The organism is Leifsonia virtsii, from assembly GCF_030433675.1.
Taxonomy (GTDB): domain Bacteria; phylum Actinomycetota; class Actinomycetes; order Actinomycetales; family Microbacteriaceae; genus Leifsonia; species Leifsonia virtsii.
In genome coordinates, this window is the sequence record NZ_JAROCB010000002.1 from 78,436 (window position 1) to 100,146 (window position 21,711).

Annotated in this window: 25 protein-coding genes; 20 read left to right on the forward strand and 5 right to left on the reverse strand. The window is 71.5% G+C overall.

Annotation, left to right across the window (positions count from 1 at the left end):
* The first annotated feature begins 36 nt into the window (after window positions 1-36).
* The 5 genes from P5G59_RS06345 (at window position 37) to P5G59_RS06365 (ending at window position 5,541) form a co-directional block, all read left to right on the forward strand.
* The gene (locus tag P5G59_RS06345) at window positions 37-1,692 is read left to right on the forward strand and encodes a xylulokinase (RefSeq protein ID WP_301217095.1); all 1,656 of its coding nucleotides are present in this window, start codon (window positions 37-39) and stop codon (window positions 1,690-1,692) included.
* Window positions 1,689-2,387, forward strand: a complete 699-nt coding sequence (locus tag P5G59_RS06350) for an L-ribulose-5-phosphate 4-epimerase (protein ID WP_301217097.1) — start codon at window positions 1,689-1,691, stop codon at window positions 2,385-2,387. Before P5G59_RS06345 ends, P5G59_RS06350 begins: the two co-directional genes overlap by 4 nt.
* A complete protein-coding gene (gene araA / locus P5G59_RS06355) occupies window positions 2,387-3,904 on the forward strand; it encodes an L-arabinose isomerase (RefSeq protein WP_301217098.1) in 1,518 nt (505 codons plus the stop codon). Before P5G59_RS06350 ends, araA begins: the two co-directional genes overlap by 1 nt.
* A gap of 93 nt (window positions 3,905-3,997) precedes the next feature.
* Complete coding sequence (locus P5G59_RS06360) at window positions 3,998-4,522, forward strand: PadR family transcriptional regulator (protein ID WP_301217099.1); 525 nt, start codon at window positions 3,998-4,000, stop codon at window positions 4,520-4,522.
* Complete coding sequence (locus tag P5G59_RS06365) at window positions 4,519-5,541, forward strand: BtrH N-terminal domain-containing protein (protein WP_301217100.1); 1,023 nt, start codon at window positions 4,519-4,521, stop codon at window positions 5,539-5,541. The genes P5G59_RS06360 and P5G59_RS06365 overlap by 4 nt, the downstream gene beginning before the upstream one ends.
* A gap of 70 nt (window positions 5,542-5,611) precedes the next feature.
* Here P5G59_RS06365 and P5G59_RS06370 read toward each other — a convergent pair whose 3' ends face one another.
* Complete coding sequence (locus tag P5G59_RS06370) at window positions 5,612-6,847, reverse strand: MFS transporter (protein WP_301217102.1); 1,236 nt, start codon at window positions 6,845-6,847, stop codon at window positions 5,612-5,614.
* A gap of 78 nt (window positions 6,848-6,925) precedes the next feature.
* Here P5G59_RS06370 and P5G59_RS06375 point away from each other — a divergent pair, with 78 nt between their 5' ends.
* The gene (locus P5G59_RS06375; RefSeq protein WP_301217103.1) at window positions 6,926-7,801 is read left to right on the forward strand and encodes a LysR family transcriptional regulator; all 876 of its coding nucleotides are present in this window, start codon (window positions 6,926-6,928) and stop codon (window positions 7,799-7,801) included.
* 71 nt (window positions 7,802-7,872) lie between these two features.
* Window positions 7,873-9,207 carry a low temperature requirement protein A gene (locus tag P5G59_RS06380; protein ID WP_301217105.1) on the forward strand — a complete coding sequence of 445 codons (1,335 nt, stop codon included), beginning with the start codon at window positions 7,873-7,875 and terminating at the stop codon, window positions 9,205-9,207.
* On the opposite strand, the gene P5G59_RS06385 is transcribed toward P5G59_RS06380, so the two are convergent.
* From P5G59_RS06385 to P5G59_RS06400, 4 genes are all read right to left on the reverse strand, one after another.
* Complete coding sequence (locus tag P5G59_RS06385) at window positions 9,179-10,207, reverse strand: TerC/Alx family metal homeostasis membrane protein (protein ID WP_301217107.1); 1,029 nt, start codon at window positions 10,205-10,207, stop codon at window positions 9,179-9,181. The two genes, P5G59_RS06380 and P5G59_RS06385, sit on opposite strands and share 29 nt — an antisense overlap.
* Before the next feature lie 190 nt (window positions 10,208-10,397).
* On the reverse strand, window positions 10,398-10,718 hold the full coding sequence (locus P5G59_RS06390) for a hypothetical protein (RefSeq protein ID WP_301217109.1): 321 nt from the start codon (window positions 10,716-10,718) through the stop codon (window positions 10,398-10,400).
* Window positions 10,715-11,311 carry an Asp23/Gls24 family envelope stress response protein gene (locus P5G59_RS06395; RefSeq protein WP_301217111.1) on the reverse strand — a complete coding sequence of 199 codons (597 nt, stop codon included), beginning with the start codon at window positions 11,309-11,311 and terminating at the stop codon, window positions 10,715-10,717. Before P5G59_RS06395 ends, P5G59_RS06390 begins: the two co-directional genes overlap by 4 nt.
* Window positions 11,308-11,871 carry an RNA polymerase sigma factor gene (locus P5G59_RS06400; RefSeq protein WP_301217113.1) on the reverse strand — a complete coding sequence of 188 codons (564 nt, stop codon included), beginning with the start codon at window positions 11,869-11,871 and terminating at the stop codon, window positions 11,308-11,310. Before P5G59_RS06400 ends, P5G59_RS06395 begins: the two co-directional genes overlap by 4 nt.
* Window positions 11,872-12,073: 202 nt before the next feature.
* Between P5G59_RS06400 and P5G59_RS06405 the strand changes: the two genes are divergently transcribed.
* The 13 genes from P5G59_RS06405 (at window position 12,074) to P5G59_RS06465 (ending at window position 21,707) form a co-directional block, all read left to right on the forward strand.
* Window positions 12,074-12,493 (forward strand): Asp23/Gls24 family envelope stress response protein, encoded by a 420-nt coding sequence (locus tag P5G59_RS06405; protein WP_301217115.1) that lies wholly within the window; start codon window positions 12,074-12,076, stop codon window positions 12,491-12,493.
* Window positions 12,490-12,681 (forward strand): hypothetical protein, encoded by a 192-nt coding sequence (locus tag P5G59_RS06410; protein WP_301217117.1) that lies wholly within the window; start codon window positions 12,490-12,492, stop codon window positions 12,679-12,681. Before P5G59_RS06405 ends, P5G59_RS06410 begins: the two co-directional genes overlap by 4 nt.
* Window positions 12,678-12,995 (forward strand): hypothetical protein, encoded by a 318-nt coding sequence (locus P5G59_RS06415; protein ID WP_301217119.1) that lies wholly within the window; start codon window positions 12,678-12,680, stop codon window positions 12,993-12,995. The genes P5G59_RS06410 and P5G59_RS06415 overlap by 4 nt, the downstream gene beginning before the upstream one ends.
* Window positions 12,992-13,564: a hypothetical protein gene (locus P5G59_RS06420; protein WP_301217120.1), complete on the forward strand. Its 573-nt coding sequence runs from the start codon at window positions 12,992-12,994 to the stop codon at window positions 13,562-13,564. The genes P5G59_RS06415 and P5G59_RS06420 overlap by 4 nt, the downstream gene beginning before the upstream one ends.
* Entirely contained in the window at window positions 13,561-14,190 is a 630-nt protein-coding gene (locus tag P5G59_RS06425) for a hypothetical protein (RefSeq protein ID WP_301217122.1), read from the forward strand. Before P5G59_RS06420 ends, P5G59_RS06425 begins: the two co-directional genes overlap by 4 nt.
* A gap of 44 nt (window positions 14,191-14,234) precedes the next feature.
* A complete protein-coding gene (locus tag P5G59_RS06430) occupies window positions 14,235-14,408 on the forward strand; it encodes a CsbD family protein (protein WP_175336944.1) in 174 nt (57 codons plus the stop codon).
* A gap of 172 nt (window positions 14,409-14,580) precedes the next feature.
* Entirely contained in the window at window positions 14,581-15,204 is a 624-nt protein-coding gene (locus P5G59_RS06435; protein WP_301217123.1) for a dihydrofolate reductase family protein, read from the forward strand.
* A 17-nt stretch (window positions 15,205-15,221) separates the two neighbouring features.
* The gene (locus P5G59_RS06440) at window positions 15,222-15,545 is read left to right on the forward strand and encodes a YciI family protein (protein ID WP_301217124.1); all 324 of its coding nucleotides are present in this window, start codon (window positions 15,222-15,224) and stop codon (window positions 15,543-15,545) included.
* Complete coding sequence (locus P5G59_RS06445) at window positions 15,545-16,783, forward strand: RNA polymerase sigma factor (RefSeq protein WP_301217125.1); 1,239 nt, start codon at window positions 15,545-15,547, stop codon at window positions 16,781-16,783. Before P5G59_RS06440 ends, P5G59_RS06445 begins: the two co-directional genes overlap by 1 nt.
* Before the next feature lie 110 nt (window positions 16,784-16,893).
* Window positions 16,894-18,192, forward strand: coding sequence for an ABC transporter substrate-binding protein (locus P5G59_RS06450; RefSeq protein ID WP_301217126.1), 1,299 nt, complete (start codon window positions 16,894-16,896; stop codon window positions 18,190-18,192).
* Between the two features lie 10 nt (window positions 18,193-18,202).
* Complete coding sequence (locus P5G59_RS06455) at window positions 18,203-19,168, forward strand: carbohydrate ABC transporter permease (protein WP_301217127.1); 966 nt, start codon at window positions 18,203-18,205, stop codon at window positions 19,166-19,168.
* Entirely contained in the window at window positions 19,165-20,079 is a 915-nt protein-coding gene (locus P5G59_RS06460; protein ID WP_301217128.1) for a carbohydrate ABC transporter permease, read from the forward strand. Before P5G59_RS06455 ends, P5G59_RS06460 begins: the two co-directional genes overlap by 4 nt.
* Window positions 20,076-21,707, forward strand: coding sequence for an amylo-alpha-1,6-glucosidase (locus tag P5G59_RS06465; protein WP_301217129.1), 1,632 nt, complete (start codon window positions 20,076-20,078; stop codon window positions 21,705-21,707). Before P5G59_RS06460 ends, P5G59_RS06465 begins: the two co-directional genes overlap by 4 nt.
* Window positions 21,708-21,711 lie beyond the last annotated feature (4 nt).

Sequence of the window (21,711 nt, forward strand, 5' to 3'; positions counted from 1 at the left end):
CAATGTGACCGGTCACACGAAGGAGTGGATGCCACCGTGACGCCCCCCGCCGCACCCGACCCCGGCGCGCGCGACGCGATCGCCGCCGGGCGCACCGCGCTCGGCATCGAGCTCGGCTCGACCCGCATCAAGGCCTGCCTGGTGGATGCCGACGACCCGTCCCGCGTGCTCGCCGTCGGCTCCCACGAGTGGGAGAACGCCTACGTCGACCGCCGCTGGACCTACGCCATCGACGACGTCTGGACCGGCCTCGCCGCCGCCTACGCCGACCTCGCCGCCGACGCCCGGCAGCAGCACGGCGTGACTCCTTCGACCATCGGGTCCTTCGGCGTCTCGGCGATGATGCACGGCTACCTCGCGTTCGACGCCGACGGCGGCCTGCTCGTCCCGTTCCGCACCTGGCGGAACACCGACACCGGCGAGGCGGCGCGCGAGCTCACCGAGCTGCTCGGGGTCAACATCCCGCTGCGCTGGTCGATCGCGCACCTGCACCAGGCCGTACTGAGCGCCGAGCCGCACGTTCCCGACATCCGCTTCGTCACTACCCTCGCAGGGTACGTGCACTGGCGGCTGACCGGCCGCCGCGTGCTCGGGGTCGGCGACGCGTCCGGGATGTTCCCGATCGACGCCAGCACCGCCGGCTACGACGCCGAGCTGGTCGCCCGGTACGACGGACTCGCCGCCGGCCGCATCCCGCCCCTGCTCGACCTGCTGCCCGAGGTCCTCGTCGCCGGCGACGCGGCGGGGGAGCTGACCGCCGAGGGCGCCGCGCTGCTCGATCCGACCGGTGCGCTGCAGCCGGGCGCCCTCGCCTGCCCGCCGGAGGGCGACGCCGGCACCGGGATGGTCGCGACCGCCTCGGTCGCGCCGCGCACGGGCAACGTCAGCGCCGGCACCAGCATCTTCGCCATGGTCGTGCTGGAGCGCCCGCTCGGCGCGGTGCACGAGGAGCTCGACGTCGTCACGACGCCCGCCGGCGACCCGGTGGCGATGGTCCACTGCAACAACGGCGCCAGCGAGCTGGCCGCGTTCGCCGGGCTGTTCTCCCGCTTCGCGGAGGCGTCGGGACGCCCGGCCGACCCGGACGCGGTGTTCGAGACGCTGCTCCGCGAGGCGCTGGAGGGCGACGCCGACGCCGGCGGCGTCCTCGCCTACAACCACCTCGCCGGCGAGCCGATCGCCGGGCTCTCCGAGGGCCGCCCGCTGACCGTCCGCACCCCGGGCAGCCGCTTCACCCTGGCCAACGTCATGCGCGCGCAGGTCAACGGGGTCTTCGCGACTCTGGCGCTCGGGATGCGCGTGCTCGCCGACGAGGGCGTCGCGGTCGACCGGCTGCTCGCCCACGGCGGCGTTTTCCGCACTGCCGGAGTGGCGCAGCGCCTGCTCGCCGGCGCGCTGGACGCCCCCGTCTCGGTGGCGGCGACCGCCTCGGAGGGAGGGGCCTGGGGCATCGCCGTGCTCGCGGCGTTCAGCCGGGCCCGCTCCGGCGGCGACGACTCCGGCCTCGACGCGTACCTGGGCGACCGGGTCTTCCGCTCGGTCGTCTTCGACACGGCGGAGCCCGACCCGGCCGACGTCGCCGGGTTCGCCTCCTACGTCGACCGCTACCGCGACGGCCTCGCGGTGGAGCGCGCGGCCGTGACCGCGCTGCCCGACGCATCCGCCCCCGCCACAGAAGGAGCCACCCCGTGACCGCCGAATCCGCCGCCGTCCGCGCCGTGCGCGAGCGCGTCGCCGCCCTGCACGCCGAGCTGGTCCGCTACGGCCTGGTCGTCTGGACCGGCGGCAACGTCTCCGGCCGCGTCCCGGGCGAGGACCTCTTCGTCATCAAGCCGAGCGGCGTCGACTACGACGACCTCGCACCGGAGAACATGATCCTGTGCACCCTCGACGGCGAGGTCGTCCCCGGGTCGCTGGGCTCGGAGCGGTCGCCGTCGTCCGACACCGCCGCGCACGCCTACGTGTACCGCAACATGCCGGAGGTGGGCGGAGTCGTCCACACGCACTCCACGTACGCGACCGCGTGGGCCGCCCGCGCTGAGCCCATCCCGTGCGCCATCACCGCGATGGCCGACGAGTTCGGCGGCGACATCCCGGTGGGTCCCTTCGCCATCATCGGCGACGACTCGATCGGCCGCGGCATCGTGCAGACGCTGACCGGCCACCGCAGCCGGGCCGTGCTCATGCAGAACCACGGCGTCTTCACCATCGGCCGCGACGCGCGGGATGCCGTGAAGGCCGCCGTCATGGCCGAGGACGTCGCCCGCACCATGCACATCGCCCGCCAGGGCGGCGAGATCGTCCCCATCCCGCAGGACGCCATCGACAGCCTCTTCGACCGCTACCAGAACGTGTACGGACAGAACCCGGAAGGATCCCTCCGCTGATGCCGAAGCTCACCACCTCCCTCGACGTGTACGAGGTCTGGTTCCTCACCGGGAGCCAGCACCTGTACGGCCCGGAGACCCTCGCGCAGGTCGCCGAGCAGTCGCGCGCCATCGCCGACGAGCTCGGCGCGGCTCCCGACGTCCCGGTCCGGATCGTCTGGAAGCCGGTCCTGACCGACTCCGACGCCATCCGCCGCACCGTGCTCGAGGCCAACGCCGAAGACGCCGTGATCGGCCTGATCGCGTGGATGCACACCTTCAGCCCCGCCAAGATGTGGATCGCCGGACTCGACGCCCTGCAGAAGCCGCTGCTGCACCTGCACACCCAGGCCAATGTCGAGCTGCCATGGGCAGACATCGACTTCGACTTCATGAACCTCAACCAGGCCGCGCACGGCGATCGGGAGTTCGGGTACATCCTCACCCGGCTCGGCGTCCCGCGAACCACGGTGGCGGGACACGTCTCGAATCCGGCGGTCTCCTCGCGCGTCGGCACGTGGATGCGGGCGGCGGCCGGTCACGCGGCCACCCGCACCCTGAAGCTGGCCCGTTTCGGCGACAACATGCGCTTCGTCGCCGTCACCGAGGGTGACAAGACGGAGGCGGAGCACGTCTTCGGCGTACAGGTGAACACCTGGGGCGTGAACGAGCTGGCCGAGGCGGTGGCAGCGGCGTCGGCGTCCGACGTGGACGCGCTGGTCGCCGAGTACGAGGACCTCTACGACGTCGTGCCCGAGCTCCGCCGCGGCGGCGACCGCCACGGCTCGCTGCGCGACGGCGCGGCCATCGAGCTGGGGCTGCGGTCGTTCCTGGAGGAGGGCGGCTTCGGTGCGTTCACCACCAGTTTCGAAGACCTCGGCGCGCTCAAGCAGCTGCCCGGCCTCGCCGTCCAGCGGCTGATGGCCGAGGGCTACGGCTTCGGCGCGGAGGGCGACTGGAAGACCGCGATCCTGGTGCGCGCGGCGAACGTGATGGGGGCGGGCCTGCCGGGCGGGGCATCCCTCATGGAGGACTACACGTACGACCTGACGCCCGGTGACGAGCGCATCCTCGGCGCGCACATGCTCGAGGTGAGCCCGTCGCTGACCTCCGCGCATCCGACGCTCGAGGTGCACCCGCTCGGCATCGGCGGCAAGGACGACCCGGTGCGCCTGGTCTTCAGCGCCGACCCCGGCCCTGCCGTCGTCGTGGCCCTGTCGGATGTGCGCGACCGGTTCCGTCTGGTCGCCAACGTGGTCGAGGTCGTCGAGCCGACCGCTCCGCTGCCGAAGCTCCCCGTGGGCCGCGCCGTGTGGAAGCCGGCCCCCGACTTCACCACGTCGGCGACGGCGTGGCTGGAGGCGGGCGCCGCACACCACACCGTGATGAGCACCGCGGTCGGCGTCGAGGTGTTCGAGGACTTCGCCCGCATGCTCCGCACGGAGCTCCTCGTGATCGACGACGAGACCACGCTGCGCGGCTTCCGCCGCGACCTCGAGTCGAACGCCGCCTACTACCGCCTCGCCCGCGGCCTGTAGCCCACCGAGTTGCACGTCGTGGTCGCTATCACGCTGGATTAGCGACCACGACGTGCAGTTCGTGCCGGTTACTCTAGTGCTAGAGTAACCGGCATGACGCTGACAGCTGCGGAGTTGACGGTGCTCGGGCTCCTGGTGGAGGAGCCGCGGCACGGGTACGACCTGGAGCGCGTGATCGAACGACGCGGCATCCGGCGCTGGACGGACATCGGCTTCTCGTCCATCTACTACCTGCTGGGCAAGCTCGAGGGCCGCGGTCTCGCCGCCGCCGCGGAGGATCACGCCGGTGCCGCGAAGTCGCGCCGGGTGTTCCGCGCGACCGACGAGGGACGCCGCGTCGCCGCCGAGCAGACCCTGACGTTCGTCCGGGAGGCGAGCCCGGTGCCGCATCCGTTCCTCGTCGGGCTCGCCAACCTCCCCCTGATCCCGGCTGGGGTGTATGACGAGGCGCTGCGGTCGAGGCTCGCGCAGATCGAGGCCCGCATCGACGACGTCGTGCAGGCGGAACGCGCCCAGGCGCCGCTTCCGCCCGCGGCTCGCGAGGTGTTCTCGTACTCGCTCAGTCTCCTGGAGGCGGAAAGGTCGTGGCTCCTGGAGCGGGTCGAGGTGCCTGCATGACGCACACGACGATGATCGACGGGCTCCCGACCGGGGGCGGGCCGCACTGCGAGACGACCGCGCTCGGGGTGCTGCTCGCGCACCGCGGACTGGAGCTCTCCGAGCCGATGCTGTTCGGGCTCGGCGGCGGGCTGTCCTTCCTCTACTGGGACTCGAAGCAGCAGGAGCTGCCCTTCCTCGGCGGACGCGTCAGGCCGTTCGAGCTGACCACCAACCTGGCCGCACGGTTGGGCCTGGAGCTGCACGTCTCCGAGACGGCCTCGGAGCGGAAGGCCTGGGAGGAGGTCCGTTCGGCCCTCGGCAGCGGTGTGCCCGTCGGCCTGCAGCTCGACAGCCACGACCTGGAGTACTTCGGCTCGCGCGTCCACTTCGCCGGTCACGTCGTGGCGATGTACGGCTACGACGACGAGCGCGCCTACCTTGTGGATACCGCTCAGCAGGGCGGTGCCGTCTCGACCAGCCTGGGGAGCCTGGCGACCGCCCGCTCGGCGCGCGGACCGATGTCGGCGAGGAACCGCTCGTTCACGGTCGCGCTTCCCGAACCGGCGCAGGATGTGCGCGACCGCGTGCCCGAGCTGGTGGCGGCGGCGATCGCGGACTGCGCCGAGGCGTTTCTGACCCCTCCGATCGCGAACATCGGAAACCGTGGCATCCTGACCGCGGCGAAGCGGGTGCCCGGCTGGTTCGAGCGGGTCGCTGATCCTGCGAGCGATCTGCCCACCATCGCCATGCTCATGGAGCGCGCGGGCACCGGTGGTGCGCTGTTCCGGAACCTCTACCGCGACTTCCTGGCCGAGTGCGTCGGGCTCGGACTGCCGGAGGACATCACCAGGCGCATCGCCGAGGGTCGAGACGGCTACGCCGAGTCCGCCGTGCTCTGGACGCGCGTGGCCGCCCTGATCGACGCAGCAGGGAGGGCCGGCGACCCGGAGCCCCTGGCCGAGGCCGGCCGCCGCCTGAAGGACATCGCCGCGATCGAGACCGACGCCATGTCCACCCTGCGCTCACTCGCCTCCTGACCCGCGAGGTGCTCGTCGTTGCGCGCCCCGACGGCGTGTCGGGCGCAACGACGAGCACCTCAGCGGGGAACTAGGCGCGGCGGAGCATTCGGAGGCCGGCGGGGATGGAGAGGACCGCGACGGCGGCGACGAACACTACGAGCACCGGGACCAGCGGCCACAGGATGAGCGCGACGCCGACCAGCAGCACCGGCAGGGCCAGCCCGATGTAGGCGATGAGGAAGATCGCCGCGAGCACCTCGCCGCGCCGCTCCGGCGCCGCCAGCGAAGCGGCGACCGCGATGGCCGACCGGAACTGGAGGCCGACGCCTGCCCCGGCGAGCACCCCGCTGACGAGGAAGACGGCGAGGGACGCGATCAGCACCCCGGTGGCGAGCCCGGCGAGGCCGACCAGCATCAGCACGAGGGCGAGCACCAGCTGCGACCGTGTCGAGAGTCGTCCGAACACGACCTGCGACAGTGCGGAGGCCGCGAACACCGCGAAGGGCACGAAGCCCGCGAGCAGGTGCGAGGTCTGGTGCAGCGTCCCGGCCAGCACGCTCGGCGCGAGCGAGGTGAAGAGGCCGAAGACGGCGAAGCCGGCGAAGGCGGCCACGGCCGCGGCCGAGAAGGCGCCGCGTGCCGACGCCGGAAGCGAGATCCGCTGCGGCCGGTAGGCGGGCCGCTCCTCCGCGCGCTCGACCGTCTCGGGCACGAGCGCGACCGCGACCGCCGCCACGGCGAGCACCACGAGGAAGACCGCGTACGGCAGCAGCAGCGGCGCCGGCAGGAACTGGGCGAACGCGCCGCCGATCAGCGGACCGAGAGCCAGTCCGCCCGTGTTGACGACGGTCGACACCGTCCCGGCCAGCCGCGGACCCTCCTGCGGCCGCGCCACCGCCCGCAGCTCGCTGAGGTGTGCCGTCGCGCTGGCCGTCAGCGCGCCGACGCCGATCCCCGAGATCGTGCGGGCGACGATGAGTCCGGCGACGTCGTTCCAGACCAGGAACAGGGCTGCGGACACTATCTCCAGCAGCACCGCGATGAGCACCATCCTGCGGCGCCCGGCCCAGTCGCTGAGGTGGCCGATCAGGAACAGGCTCGCGATCACGCCGACGGCGTACGCGGCGAAGATGACGGTGACGACCCAGGTCGGGAAGCCGTCGCGCGCCTGGTAGAACGCGTACAGCGGGGTCGGGACGGTGGAGAATGCCATCACCGCGAGGAACGCCGCCGCGATCACCCAGAAGCCGGCGCCATGGCGGAGCCGGAACGGGCGACGGTCGGTCGGCCGGGAGATGCGACGGGAGTCGAGCGTGCTGGTCATGCTCCGATGATGCGCCGGACCCGCAATCGAGTCCAACGGAAATAGCCGATGCTGAGCATCGATGGATACGATTGCCGCATGGACACCCGGCAGCTGGAGTACTTCGTCGCCGTCGCCGACGAGCTGAACTTCACGCGCGCCGCCGAACGCGTGTACGCCGCCCAGTCGACCGTCTCGGCCGGCATCCGCAGCCTGGAGCGCGAGCTCGGCACCGCACTGTTCGAGCGCGACGCCCACGGCGTCCGCCTCACCGACGTCGGCGAGGCCGTACTGGCCGAGGCGCGGGCATCCCTGCGGTCGGTCGAGCGGATGCGCGACCTCGCCGACCGGGAGGGCCCCCTCCGCGGCACGGTCCGGGTCGGCATCTTCACCAACCTCACGCGCGTCGACCTGCCCGGCATCATGGGCGAGTTCCACCGCAGGCACCCCGGGGTCGACCTGCGGCTCGGCCCGTCGCCGAGCGGATCGACCGGCCTGATCGAGGACGTGCGGCAGGGCCGGCTCGACATCGCCTTCCACGGCCTCCCCGACGTGGTGCCCGACCTGGTCGTGCAGCACCTGACCGACTCGCCGTTCCGTGCCGTGCTGCCCGAGGCGCATCCACTCGCCCGGCGGTCTTCGGTGTCGCTCGCCGACCTCGCGTCGGAGCCGTGGGTGGATGCGCGCGCCGGCTTCGGCAACAGGGTCGCCCTCGACCGCGCCTTCGCAGCCCTCGGACTGACCCGGCGGGTGCCGACCGAGCTCGCCGACCTGGGCGAGATCCCGCGGTTCGTGGCGTCCGGTCTCGGCGTCGCCGCCCTCCCCGAGTTGACGATCATCCCAGCCGACGGCGCCGTGGTGCTGCCGCTGCGGCCCACCATCGAGTGGAGGCTCAGCGCCATCGCGCGGGAGCGGCCCGGCCGGGCGGCCGAGGCGATGCTGCAGCTGCTGAGCGAGCGCGTCGGCTCCGTCTGAGCCGGGAAGCTTCCCTCCCGCCGCCGGATGCGCGAGACTCTCGCGCACACCACAGTAGGCAGGAGCAGCGGATGACCGACCTCACCGACGAGCTGCGGCACGAGCTCCGCCACCGCATCCGCCCGATGCGGGGGCGCGACCCGCACGAGCGCGGGCGCACCACCACGCCGCTGGAGCTCCTCTACGACCTGACCTACGTCGTGGCGTTCGCCGCAGCATCCGATCAGCTCGCGGAGCAGCTCGCCCACGGCGACGTCGGCCCGGCCCTCGGCGCGTACGCGTTCGCGATCTGGGCGGTCAGCTGGGCGTGGCTCAACTTCACCTGGTTCGCGTCGGCCTACGGCAACGACGACGTGCTGTTCCGGCTGGCGACGATCGTGCAGATGATCGGCGTGATCGTGCTGACCTACGGCCTCCCGGTCAGCTTCGAGCGCGCCGCCCACGGCGAGAGCCCGAATAACCTGCTGATGGTGATCGGCTACGTCATCATGCGGGTCCCGCAGATCCTGCTCTGGATCCGCGCCGCGCGGGAGGACCCGGACCACCGCAGGAACGCCCTCTCGTACGTGCTGATCATCTGGGTCGCGCAGGTGCTGTGGCTGCTGACCGCGCTCGTCCCGCTGCCGACCGGCGTCACGGTGACGGCCCTCGTCGTCATCGCGCTGTCCGAGATGGTGGCGCCGGTCGTCGCCACCCGCCGGTACGGGTTCTCGCCGTGGAACGCCGGGCATCTGGCCGAGCGGTTCGCGCTGCTGACGATCATCACGATCGGCGAGGTGATCGCCGCCACCACCTCCGCGGTCGGCGCACTCACGGTGGAGGAGGGATGGACGCCGGAGGCCGTGCTCATCGCGTCGAGCGGTCTCGTGATGGCAGCGGCCGTGTGGTGGACGTACTTCCTCGTCCCGTCGCGGCTGGTGCTGGAGCGGCGGCCGGAGCGCGCATTCGGCTGGCGGTACGCGCACCTCGCCCTGTTCGGCTCCATCGCGGCGATCGGCGCCGGCCTCCACCTGACCACGATCGCCGTGCAGGGCGGGGGCGTGTCGTTGCTGGGCGTCGCACTGGCGCTCGCGGTGCCGTTGGCGACCACGATCGTCCTGATCTTCCTGATCTGGAGCGTGCTGCTGCGCTCGTTCGACCTCACGCACCTGCCGCTTCTGCTGGTGACCCTGGCGCCTCTCGCCGTGGCCGTCGTGGTCGGCGCGCTCACCCATCCCGGTGAGCCGATCGACCTGGAGGAGCCCGGCGAGCTGACCGCGCTGAGCGTCGTCATCGGGCTGGTCGCCCTCGGCGCCGTCGTGGAGGTCGTCGGGCACGAGCTGGTGGGCTTCCGGCACACCCTCCGCGCCTGGCGGAACGGCGAGGGGCGGCCACCGCTCAGTGCGCCGGAGGCGCGTCCTTCGTGAGCTCGGCGTCGGCGGCCTCCTCCGCCGCGACGCCCGCCCGGCCGCCCCTGGTCTTCGCCAGGCTGGCGACCGCGGCGACCACGATCACGGCGCCGATGAACGTCAGCGAGAACCAGGTCGGGATCTCGGGGATCCACTCGACCGGGTGGCCGCCGTTGATGAACGGCAGCTCGTTGACGTGCAGCGCGTGGAAGACGAGCTTCACGCCGATGAACGCGAGGATCACGGCGAGCCCCTGCGTCAGGTAGACCAGACGCTGCAGCAGGCCGCCGATGAGGAAGAACAGCTGGCGGAGACCCATCAGCGCGAAGGCGTTGGCCGTGAAGACGATGTACGCCTCGCTGGTCAGGCCGTAGATCGCCGGGATGGAGTCCACCGCGAAGACGACGTCGATCAGGCTGATCGCGACGATCGTCAGCAGCATCGGCGTGACGAAGCGGCGGCCGTCCTTCCTGACCGTCAGGCGGTCGCCGTGGTACTCGTCGGTGACGGCGAGGTGACGGCGCAGGAAGCGCATGAACCGGTTGTCGGCTGGGTCCGAGTCATGCGACGCGAACGCCTGCCGCCAGGCCAGGAACAGCAGCAGCGCACCGAAGAGGTAGAACACCCAGGAGAAGTTCTCGATCAGCGTCGCGCCGACGGCGATGAACGCGCCGCGCAGCACCAGCGCGATGATGATGCCGATCATCAGCACCTTCTGCTGGTACGCCTTCGGCACGGCGAAGGCCGACATCAGCAGCAGGAACACGAACAGGTTGTCGACCGAGAGCACCTTCTCGGTCAGGTAGCCGGCGAAGTACTGGCCGCCGAAGTCCCAGCCCGACACCATCCCGATCCCGACGCCGAAGAGCAGCGCAAGGCCGATGTAGAACGCGGACCAGCGCGCCGACTCGCCGATCGTCGGCTCGTGCGGCTTGCGGACGTGGGCGAAGAACTCGTAGACGAAGAAGGCGATCGTCACAGCGATGGTGATGATCCAGATGAGCGGGGTGACCTGCACCGGGACTCCAAGGGGGTAGGCGGAACGTCTGCCCAAGGTCTCCTCCGCCCCGGCCGATGGACTCGGCTACGGGACCAGTGGCCCGGGATGCGATGGCGCATCCGTAATGACGGGCTCACTGCCGGCGGGAGTACTCCCCTTGCTGTCACGAGCCTACCGAGAAGTGCGCGAGGGAGGCTGGCAATCCGCCCTAAGCGGGCTCGACCGAGGCAGCGGTCACCTCGATGACGGCGTCCGGCATCCCGCTCGCGGCGGCCCACACGCGCGCCGCCGCGTAGACGTCGCGGCAGACCGCGGCCGCGGGGCGCTCCGGCCCGACGCCGATGCGGATGGCGATGCGGCCGCCGTCGACGGCGATGTCGCCTCCCGCGGGCCCACCGGTGATGGCGGAGGTCAGGGCCGCGGACACCTGGCCAAGGACGCCGCCCGACGGGTACAGCCTGGCCACCCCCGGCACTGCGGCCACAACGCCCGCGAGGGCCGTCGTGGTGTCGGCGTCGCTCGTGCTCATGCCCGTCCTCCGTCCTGTGCGCTGCGGTCGCGCACGTCCGTCACCGTCACGTCGACGGAGGCGATGGTCAGCTCCGCGTGGCGGGCCAGCTCGGAGGCGACCAGCTCGCGCACCCGGGCCGCGACCTGGGCGAGCGGGTCGCCGTAGCGCACCGAGATGTCGATGTGCACCGCGATCGGCGAGCCGGGGGTCTCCACGTCGCCGTCGAGCCGGCAGCGCCCGACGATGACGCCGTCCACCGCGTCGCCGACGCCGCGCACGAGGGCGCGGACGGCTCCCTCGGTCAGGGCGAGGTCGGCGCCCGGGTCGCTGTGCGCCAGGCGGACCCGCCTTCCGGACTGCACGTCGAGCCGGATCCCGTCGAGGATCCTGCCCACCCAGCCGTCGTCGAGGGGCGACTGCGCGGCCTCCGCTTCGAGGGCTGCACGCGTGGTGCGGCTCAGCTGCTCGAGCGCGTCGAGGGCGGCGCGGCACTCGGGGGAGTCGTCGATGCTCGGGTCGGCCGGCGTGCGGCCGCGCGCCAGATAGTCGCTCAGCTCATCGAGCGTGTGGCCGTCGACCAGGTCGTCGCCGGGGAGGATCGGGTCGGTCATCGCCAGTCCTCCATCGCCTCGAGCAGTCTCCGCCTGCCGCGCGCGAGCTGGCCGCGGACCGTCGACACCGGGATGTCGAGCTCCTGCGCGATCTCGTCGTAACTGTACTGTCCCACTTCGCGGAGCACCCAGCATCTCCTCTGCAGTTCGGGAAGGCGGTCGAGTTCTCTGGCGAGGGCCTGGTTCGCCGTGCGCACCTCGGCGATGTGGCCGGGGTCCTCGTCGGCGGGGCCCGGGGCGTCGAGCTCGGTCACATCGTCGTGCTCGCGCCTGGCGCGGATGCGGTCGATGCACCGGCGGCTCAGGATGCGCATGAGCCAGGCCTTCACGGTGGAGCCGTCCTGCAGCTCCGGCAACCGGTTCCAGGCCGTGAGGAAGGTCTCCTGGACTGCGTCGTCGGACTCGTAGGTCGAACCGAGCATGCGGGCGGCGTAGGCACGCATCAGCGGGCCGTGGCGGCGCACCAGCACCTCGAACGCGACGGTGTCGCCGTCGGCGGCGCGCCCGGCGAGGGTCTCGTCGGCGGCATCTTGCAGCGCCTCGAGGCCGATGCGTGTCACGCGGCCCCCTTCCGTCGAGCTGTGAGGCCATAGAGCAGCCAGGCACTTGATTGTAGACGGAATTCTGCTAGAAGGGTAAGTAAATAGCCTGGCTAGCTGATTGAGCATTCTCACAGGTTCCGGGCGTGACGAACCGATCCGTCGATCCGTCACAGTAGTGCGACCCACCACCGGGCCGCCCAACGGATCGGAAGGACACGACATGGCCAACACCACCGCAACCACCAGCTCGGCCCCCACGGAGACCGCGCTCGGCAAGACCGTCATCAACGACGCGGTCGTCGCCAAGGTCGCCGGCATCGCGGCCCGCGAGGTCCCCGGCGTCTACGCGCTCGGCGGCGGAGCGGCCCGCGCCCTCGGCGCGCTGCGCGAGGCGATCAACGCCACCGACCTGGGTCAGGGCATCAGCGTCGAGGTGGGCGAGAAGCAGGTCGCGGCGGACGTCACCATCGTCGCCGAGTACCCCGTCTCGCTGCAGAAGGTGGCCTCCGACGTGCGCGCCTCCATCGTCCAGGCGATCGAGCGGATCGTCGGGCTCGAGGTGACCGAGGTCAACGTCACCATCAACGACGTCCACGTGCCGAGCGACGACGACAACGAGCAGGAGGCGCGGGTCCAGTGACCACGGCGCGCTTCGGAGTCCTCGTCGGCGGCGGTCTCGCCATCGTCTGGGCGGCCTTCGGCTTCTGGGTGTTCGTCGGCGTGGCCGCCGCGGCCCTGGTCGGCTGGCTGGTCGCCCGGGTGATCGGCGGCGAGGTCGACCTGGCCCGCGTGGCCGACGCCCTGCGCGGCCGGCGCTCGTCGTCATGACCGCCGGTCGGGACCGGTTCGCGGGCATCGCGCTCGAGCACCTGGCCCGGGCGGTCGCCGCGGACGAGCTGCGGGTCGGCTACCGAGAGGTGTCGGTCCGCGTGCGGGACGAGTCCGGCGCCCTCGGCGTCCGGGTCACCGCGCCGGTCGCGCTCGCCCCGCTCGGGTCGCCCGACGTCGTCCCGCTGGTCGATCGGCTGGCGGCCGCGGGCGGGCACATCCGGGCTCGGCTCGCCGAGCTCACCGGGCTCGACGTCGCCCGGGTCGACCTCCGCGCCACCGGCGCGGTCATCACGGAGAGGAGGGTCCGATGAACCGGATCGAGAAGCGCATCCTGCGCCGCGAGACGCACTCGCCTCGCACGGTCGCCGCTTCGGCGACGGCCGTCGCCGTCGCGCTCGTCGTGACCTGGCTCTCCGTGGAGGGCGTGCTGCAGCTGCTGGGCCGTCGCCCGCTGCTGCTGTCGCCCCGCTCCCAGCTGGTGGCCCTCGCCTCAGCCCCCGACGCGGGGGCCACCTTCCTTCTCGCGACCGCTGTGCTCTCCGGACTGGTCGGCCTGTGGCTCGTGCTGCTGGCCGGCCTCCCGGGGCGGCGCCCGCGGCGGGTGCTCGCGGGCGACCGGGTCGCCATCGTCGCGGACGACGACATGCTCGCGTCCGCGCTCGCCCGGCGCGCCGCCCGCACGGCGGAGGTCTCCCCGGATGCGGTCACCGTGTCCCTCGGCCGCCGCAGCGGTGTCGTGCGCATCGTCCCGGTCAGCGGCCGCAGGGTCGACCGGGACGGCGTGCGCGACGCCGTGACGGAGGAGTTCGCCCAGGCGGGCGCCGGCCGGGCGATCCGGCTCGGCGTGCTCGTCGACCCGAACGGAAAGGTGGGATCGTGAACGACACGAACCGCGTCGTGAACCGACTGCTGCTCGCCCTGGTGGGCATCGGGTGCCTGCTGGCCTCCGGGCTGGCTGTGCTCCTCCTCGTCTCGCCGGCGGCACGTGAGCAGTGGACCTCGGTCTCGCACTCCGTCGTGCCCGCGCTCGACGCCGCGTTCGGCCGGCCGCTCTGGCCCTCGACCAGCCTCAGCCTGGCAGCCGTCGGTGCACTGGCCATCGCGGTGGTGTTCGTGGTGCTGCTTGCCGTACTCGTGCTCCGCGCGGGCCGCGGCTCGACCTCCACCGTGGTGACCGCCGCCGGAGACGACGGCTCGACCGAGGTCGCCGCCGACGTGGCGTCCGCGCTGCTGCGGGACCGGCTCCAGTCCGTCCCCGGCGTCGCCGGCGTCGACGTGAGCGCCTACCGCGTGCGGCGCGAGCCGGCGCTCCGGCTGACCGTCCGCTGCCGCCGCGGAGCGTCGCCGCGGATCGTGGCGGACGCGGTGGAGGAGGCCGTCGGGCTGCTCGACACGGCGCTCGGCATCCGGCTCCCCGTCTTCACCCAGCTGATCGGCGGCTTCCGCGCACGCCTGCGCCCCGCCGTCCGCATCGAAACGTCCACGGGGGCCGCCCGGCCTTCGTGAACTCCCGAAACACCGAACGAAAACCCCACAGAAAGGAGACAGCCATGAGCGCTGCCGACAAGATCAAGAACACCGCCCAGGAGCTGAAGGGCAAGGCCGAGGAGGCCATCGGCAAGCTGACCGACGACGACCAGAAGGTCGCGGAGGGCAAGGCCGACCAGGCCGCCGCCAAGACCAAGAACCTGGGCGAGGACGTCAAGGACATCTTCAAGAAGTGACGTCCCCGGGCTCGATTCGTGACTAATCGTGCCTATCCGCGGCGAGTGGTGACAAGGTGTCGCCACTCGCCGCGGATTTTTTTCGTCCACGGTGTCGGATCGGAACGGTCGCGTTCGTAGCAGGGGTGAGAGGTCGCCCGGACGGGGCGGCTCACGACGAGAGGACGACGACATGAAGCTCAGGACGGTCACCCAGGTCACGCTGGACGGCGTCATGCAGGGCAACGGCGGAGCCACGGAGGAGGACCGCAGGAGCGGGTTCGACCGCGGCGGGTGGGCGCTCGGGCTGGGCGACGCATCCACACATGCCCACATCAACGAGACCTACGAGCGCGCCGACGCCTTCCTCTTCGGCCGGCACACCTACGACGTGTTCGCCGGCTCGTGGGGGTCGTGGGACGCGGACCAGGTCCGCGGGTGGGAGTCCGTCTGGCGTCCCCTCAACACCCGCCCCAAGTACGTCGCGTCGACGACGCTCACCTCGCCGCGGTGGGAGGGGACGACCGTCCTCTCCGGCGACCTCGCGACGGCCGTCGCAGAGCTCAAGGCGCAGCCGGGCGGCGAGCTGCAGGTGCACGGGAGCGGCGCCCTGGTCCGCTGGCTGCTGGCGAACGGGCTCGTCGACGAGCTCGAGCTGCTGGTCGTGCCGGTCATCCTCGGCCAGGGCACCCGGTTGTTCCCGCAGGACGGCCCGGACATCGCGCTGGAGCTGCTCGACTCGCACGTCGACAGCAAGGGCGTCACCATCCAGGTGTTCCGTCCGAACGGCCGTCCGCAGTACCCGGCGGCACGATGATGCGGGATGATCGACCGATGCAGTATCTGCTGTCCGTCATCCACGACCGGCCCAGCCTCGCCGTCCCGGAGGAGCAGGCCGCGATCGACGTCTTCAACGACCGCCTGCAGACCGAGGGCTACTGGGTGTTCGCGGGCGGCCTCGGCATGCCCGACACTGCCACCGTGATCGACAACCGCGGCGACGAGCCGCTCATCACCGACGGACCGTTCGTCGAGTCGAAGGAGTTCCTCGCCGGCTTCTGGATCATCGAAGCCCCCGACCTGGACGTCGCCCTCGCCCTGGCGACCGAGGGCTCCCGCGCCTGCAACCGCAAGGTGGAGGTGCGTCCGTTCCTGTGATGCGGGAGGCGGTCGAGAGGGCGATCACCTGGGCGCACCACGAGGAGTGGGCCAGGGTGGTGGCCTCCCTCGCCCGGCGCTTCGGCGACCTGGACATCGCGGAGGAGTCGGCGGCCGAGGCGTTCGCCGTCGCCGTGGAGCGGTGGCGCGTCGACGGCGTGCCGCCCAACCCCGGCGCGTGGCTGACGACGACGGCGAACCGCAAGGCGATCGACCGCCTCCGCCGCGAGAGCAGGCGGGCGGACAAGCACAGGGAGGCGCTGCTGGTGCTCGACGACGAGCCTGCGGAGCCGGTCGGCGCGGTCGACGACGACCGGCTGCGGCTGGTGTTCACCTGCTGCCACCCGGCGCTCGCGATGCCCGCGCGGGTGGCGCTGACCCTGCGCCTGGTCGCCGGTCTGACCGTCGCGGAGATCGCGCGGGCGTTCTTCGTGCAGGAGGCCGCCATGGGCCGGCGGATCACGCGCGCGAAGGCGAAGATCGCAGCGGCGCGCATCCCGTACCGTGTGCCCTCGGCCGACGACCTGCCCGCGCGCCTGTCCGGCGTGCTGGCGGTGCTGTACCTCGTGTTCAACGAGGGCTACCTGGCGAGCGGGCCGGACACGGACCCGGTGCGCGGCGAGCTGACGGAGGAGGCCATCCGGCTCACCCGCCTGGTGCACGGGCTGCTGCCCGACGACGGCGAGACGACCGGCCTGCTCGCCCTGATGCTGCTCACCGAGGCGCGCAGGACCGGCCGCGTCTCGTCGGACGGCGAACTGGTCGCGCTCGCCGACCAGGATCGCGGCGCCTGGGACGCGGAGATGATCGCGGAGGGCCATGCCCTGGTGCGGGAGCGCCTGGCCGCGGCCAGGGCGGGTGCGCGTCCCGGCCGCTACCAGGTGCTCGCCGCGATCGGCGCGGTGCACACCTCGGCGCCGACGATGGCGGACACCGACTGGTCGCAGATCGTGTCCCTGTACGACCGGCTGGCCTCCATCGACCCGTCGCCCGTCGTGCGGCTGAACCGGGCCATCGCGGTCGCGGAGCTCGAAGGCCCGGAGGTCGCGCTGGCCGAGGTGGAGGCGCTTTCGGCCGACCTCGACGGCTACCACGCGTTCCATGCGACGCGGGCCGACCTGCTCCGCCGGCTCGGCCGGACGGCGGAGGCGCGGGAGGCATACGCCCGCGCGATCGCCCTCTCGGGGAACACGGCCGAGGCTGCGGCTCTCGCGCGGCGGCGCGACGGGCTCGGCTGACACTCCCCCCACCGCGATCGGTGCCCGGCTGTTGCGCTCTGCGTCTGCCTACTGTATACAGAATACAGACCCACCCACACAGCAGAGACACTTCAAGGATCGAGGTACTCATGTCTCGCGTCGACTCAACGGTGAGAAGGGCGCTGGCCATCACGGCGGCCGCCGCACTCGCGCTCAGCATGGCGGCCTGCTCCGGCTCGGGAGGCGGTTCCGGCACCAAGACCGTCGTCTGGTCCACCTGGGGCACCCCGGAGGAGCTCACCCGCTACAAGGAATTCGACCAGAAGTTCATGAAGGAGCATCCCGACATCAAGGTCGTGCTCCAGCCGGTCGCCGACTACGGGGATTACCACACGAAGCTCCTCGCGCAGCTCGCCTCCGGCACGGCACCGGACGTGTTCTACATCGGCGACGACAAGATCGGCCAGTTCGTCAACTCGAAGGCCCTGCTGCCGCTGACCTCGCTCATGGAGTCGTCGGCGAGCAAGACCAAGCCCGACGACTTCGCGCAGGGCCTGTTCGGAGCCACCAAAAAGGGCGACGAGTACTACGCGGCGCCCAACGACTCCAACCCTGACGCGCTCTGGTACGACAAGGCGGCGCTGAAGAAGGCCGGGGTCACCGACGACCCCGCGACCCTCGCCGCCGAGGGCAAGTGGACGACCGACGCCTTCCTCGACATGAACGAGAAGCTGCACAAGGCGGGCCTGACCGGCTCCATGTTCTGGAACTACTGGAGCACCCACTACAGCTGGATCTCGTCGCAGGGCGGGAAGGCCTTCGACGAGTCGGGCACGTTCGTCGCGAACACCGACCAGACGAGCGTCAAGGCGATGGATGTGCTGGCCAAGAACTTCCAGAACGGCACTTTCGTCGTCGCCGACACCCTCCCGGAGGGCGCAGGCGCGGACAGCGTCTTCGTCACGCACAAGGCGGGCTTCTTCGTCCAGGGCCGCTACACGATCGGCACCGTCAAGGCCGCCGGCGACCCCGAGAACTACGACGTGGCCCCGTGGCCGACGCCGTCGGGCAAGGCGGCGCCGACCGGTGTCGCGGTGAGCTACCTCGCCATCAACGCCAAGACGAAGAACAAGGACGCCGCGTTCACGTTCTGGACGAACTTCCTCTCCGCCGAGGGCCAGACCCAGCGACTGCAGGGCGGCGGCAACGCCGTGCCGTCGATCAAGGGCGCCGACAAGGTGGTGCTCGACGGCTACCCGGAGCACGCCAAGACGCTGCTGGAGATGCGCGACATCGGCTTCGAGGACTACGCCAGCGAGGCGGCCGTCCCCGGTCTGTCGAGCGACATCAGCGACAAGATGCTCGCGCTCTACCAGGGCAAGGCGTCCACGAAGGAGACGCTCGACGAGGTCGCCAAGATGATCGCCGACAAGACCGGCGGCAAGTGAGGCGGCACGCGTGACTGCACTAGGGGAAGCAACCGTCGCCGCTGAGGCCGAGGTCGTCCCCGCGCCGCCGGGCGGGCTCCGCAAGGAGTCCGCCTGGCGGCGTCGCGACCGCCGCTGGGGCTACGTCTTCGTCGGACCGCAGCTGCTCGGCATGACGCTGTTCGTCGTCGTGCCGTTCATCGCCAGCCTGGTGCTGGCGTTCGCGAAGTGGGACGGCCTCAACGATCTGAGCTGGATCGGCTTCGACAATTTCCGCACAGAGCTCTCCGACCCGCTCTTCGGACGCTCGATCGTCAACACCCTGCTGATCGCGCTGATCACCGTCCCGGTCGGCCTCGGCCTCGCCGTCGTGCTGGCGGTCGCGCTCGAGCGGCTGAAGACGCGGACGCTGTACCTCGTCCTCTTCTTCGCGCCGGTCGTGACCTCCTCCGTCGCCGTCGCCATGATCTGGCAGCAGCTCCTCCGCAAGGACGGCGTGCTCAGCGGCTTCATCGCGAACGTCTTCCACATCGCGCCGCCGGACTGGCTGGGCGACCCGCATCTGGCGCTGATCGCCGTCTGCATCGTGACCATCTGGTCGTCGGTCGGCCTGAACGTCATCATCTTCCTCGCGGGCCTGCAGAACATCTCGCCGTCGGTCATCGAGGCGGCGCGGCTCGACGGCGCCGGGGCGTTCACCCTGTTCTTCCGGGTGCGGCTGCCGCTGCTGTCGCCGATCATCTTCTTCTCGACGGTCATCGCGTTCATCAGCTCGCTGCAGACCTTCGACACCGTCTTCATCCTCACGGCGAACGCGGGACCGGACAACGCCACCCGCACGATCGTCTACCACATCTACGATCTCGGCTTCGGGAAGTTCCAGTTCGGGCCGGCGAGCGCGGCCTCGATCATCCTGCTGATCATCACGCTGGTCATCACCGGCATCCAGTTCGCCGCCCAGAAGAAGTTCGTCCACTACGAGGATGGTGCAGCATGACCGCCGCCCCCGCTCCCTCCCGCACAGCACCTGGCCCGGCAGGAGCAGCCGCACCCGTTCGTCCGCCGCGCACCGGTCGCGGCACGACCCGCGTGCGCACGACGATCCTGCACCTGGCGCTGCTCGCCGGCGGCATCCTGATGGTCTTCCCCTTCCTCTGGATGCTGCTGACCTCGTTCAAGACGCTGCCCCAGCTGCTGAACGACCCGCTCTCGCTGTGGCCGCAGCCGTTCACGCTGCAGAACTATGCGGACGCCTGGAACGACGTCCCGTTCGGCAACGCGTACTGGAACACCATCTACATCGCCGTACTCGTCGTCGTCGGCACGCTCGTGACGGCCGCGATGGCCGGGTACGCGTTCGCGCGCATCCCGTTCCGCGGCAGCAGGGTGCTCTTCGTCCTGTTCCTGGCGACGCAGATGATCCCGATGCAGGTGACCCTCATCCCCTTCTACTTCCTGATGGCGAGACTGGGATGGGTCGACTCCCACCTGGCGCTGATCGTGCCGGCGGCGCTCGCGAACCCGTTCGCGGTGTTCCTGATGCGCCAGTTCGTGCTGTCGCTGCCGAAGGAGCTGGAGGAGGCGGCGATCGTCGACGGCGCCGGTCGCTGGCGGATCTTCTGGAGCGTCATCCTGCCGAACCTCCGTCCGGGTCTCGGTGCGCTCGCGATCATCGTCGCGCTCAGCACCTGGAACAACTTCCTCCTGCCGCTCGTCATCCTCAACTCGCAGGAGCTGTTCACCGTGCCGCTGCTGCTGCAGAGCTTCCGCGGCCAGTTCGGGTCGGTGAACTACGGGCTGATTATGGCGGCGTCGGCGATCGCGACCATCCCGATGCTCATCGCCTTCGTGATCGGCCAGCGCCGCATCATCGGCAGCATGGCGGCGTCCGGGCTGGGCGGCCGGTGAGCGGCCGGTCGCCGGCGTCGCGGGTCTCGCGCTTCCTGGACCTCGTGGCCGCGCCCTTCACGCTGCCGGGCTCGCGCATCCTCGTGCTCCGCGACGGCGACGCGCTGACCGTGCGTCGCGCCGAGTACGAGCGCCCCCTCGACGAGTGCGTGGTCGTGCGCGCGCTGCGGGTCCGCGGGGCCGACGGTTCGCTCGCGCCGGTCTCGGTCGTCCGTCCGGACCGCATCGAGTTCGGCGCCGCGGGCGTCGCGCTGACCTTCGACGGGCCCGATGCGCTGACGCTGGGCGGAGAGGGGGACTGGGAGGCGGAGGTCGAACCCGTCGACGGGCCCCCGGTGCGCGTGTCGTCGGCCGACGGTGCGGTGCGTCTCTCCCCGGACGGCGTCACCCGCATCCCGGCCGCGGAGCACGGTTCTGCCCTGGCGGAGACGGCCCGGGTCTGGGACGAGTGGTTCGCCCGCACCCCCGTGGTGCGCGACGACCTCGCCGACATGACCGCCTTCTGCTGGTGGGTGCTCGGCGCCAACATCGTCTCGCTGCCCGGCCGTGGCGCCCGCGCCGTCGTGCCGTCGAAGATCGGGTACGTCGGTCTCTGGCAGTGGGATGCGTACTTCATCGCCGCGGGCCTGCGCCACGGGGACCCGGAGCTGGCGCGGGAACAGCTGGAGCTCGCCTTCGCCTTCCCGACCGCCGACGGGCAGCTTCCGGACGTCGTGCACGACGAGGGCGTGCTGGCCTCGAGCGACGACCTCCCGCCGGGCGACCGCGAGAACCTGCGCCGGGCGGGCTCCGCCATCGCCGACCCGTCCGCGCCCATCCCGCTCACCAAACCGCCGCTCGCCGCCTGGGCGCTGCGTCGGCTGGAGGGCCTGGTGGACGACCCCGCCTGGTTCGACGCGGCGTGGAAGACGGTCGCGCGCAGCCAGGAGTGGTGGTTCGCCCACTCGGATCTCGACGGCGACGGGATGCCCGAGTACGGCCACCCGTACTCGTCGGGCCTCGACGACAGCCCCGTCTTCGACGCAGAGCTGCCGGTCGCGTCGCCGGACCTGGCCGCATACCTGATCCTGCAGGACGACCTCCTCGCGGCCCGCGCCAGGGAGATCGGCGACGAGGACGCGGCGGCACGGCACGCGGCCCGGTCCGCCCGCACTCTGGAGCTGCTGGAGCGGATGTGGGACGAGGAGGCGGGGTACTTCCGGTCCTCCGGCGCCGGCGTGCCGGTGGATGCGGAGACGGCTGTCTCGCTGCTCCCGCTGCTGACCGGGAGGCTTCCGGGCCGGTACGTCGCCGGCATCCTCGCCGCACTCGACGACCCCGACCGCTTCGCCACCCCGTGGGCCGTCCCGACGGTCGCGCGCCGTGACCCGTCCTTCTCGGAGGAGCGGATGTGGCGCGGCCCGGTGTGGGTGAACGTCAACGCGCTGCTCGCCGAGGGTCTCGCCGTCTCCGGTCAGCCGGCCCGAGCGCGCGAGCTCGTCGAGCAGACGCTGCGCCTCGTCATCCACGCCGGCGGTCCGCACGAGTACTTCACGCCGACGACCGGCCGAAAGGCGCGAACCGCGACGACCGCGTTCGGCTGGTCCGCCGCCCTCTTCGTCGACCTCGCCGTGCGGGCCTCGGCCTGACCGA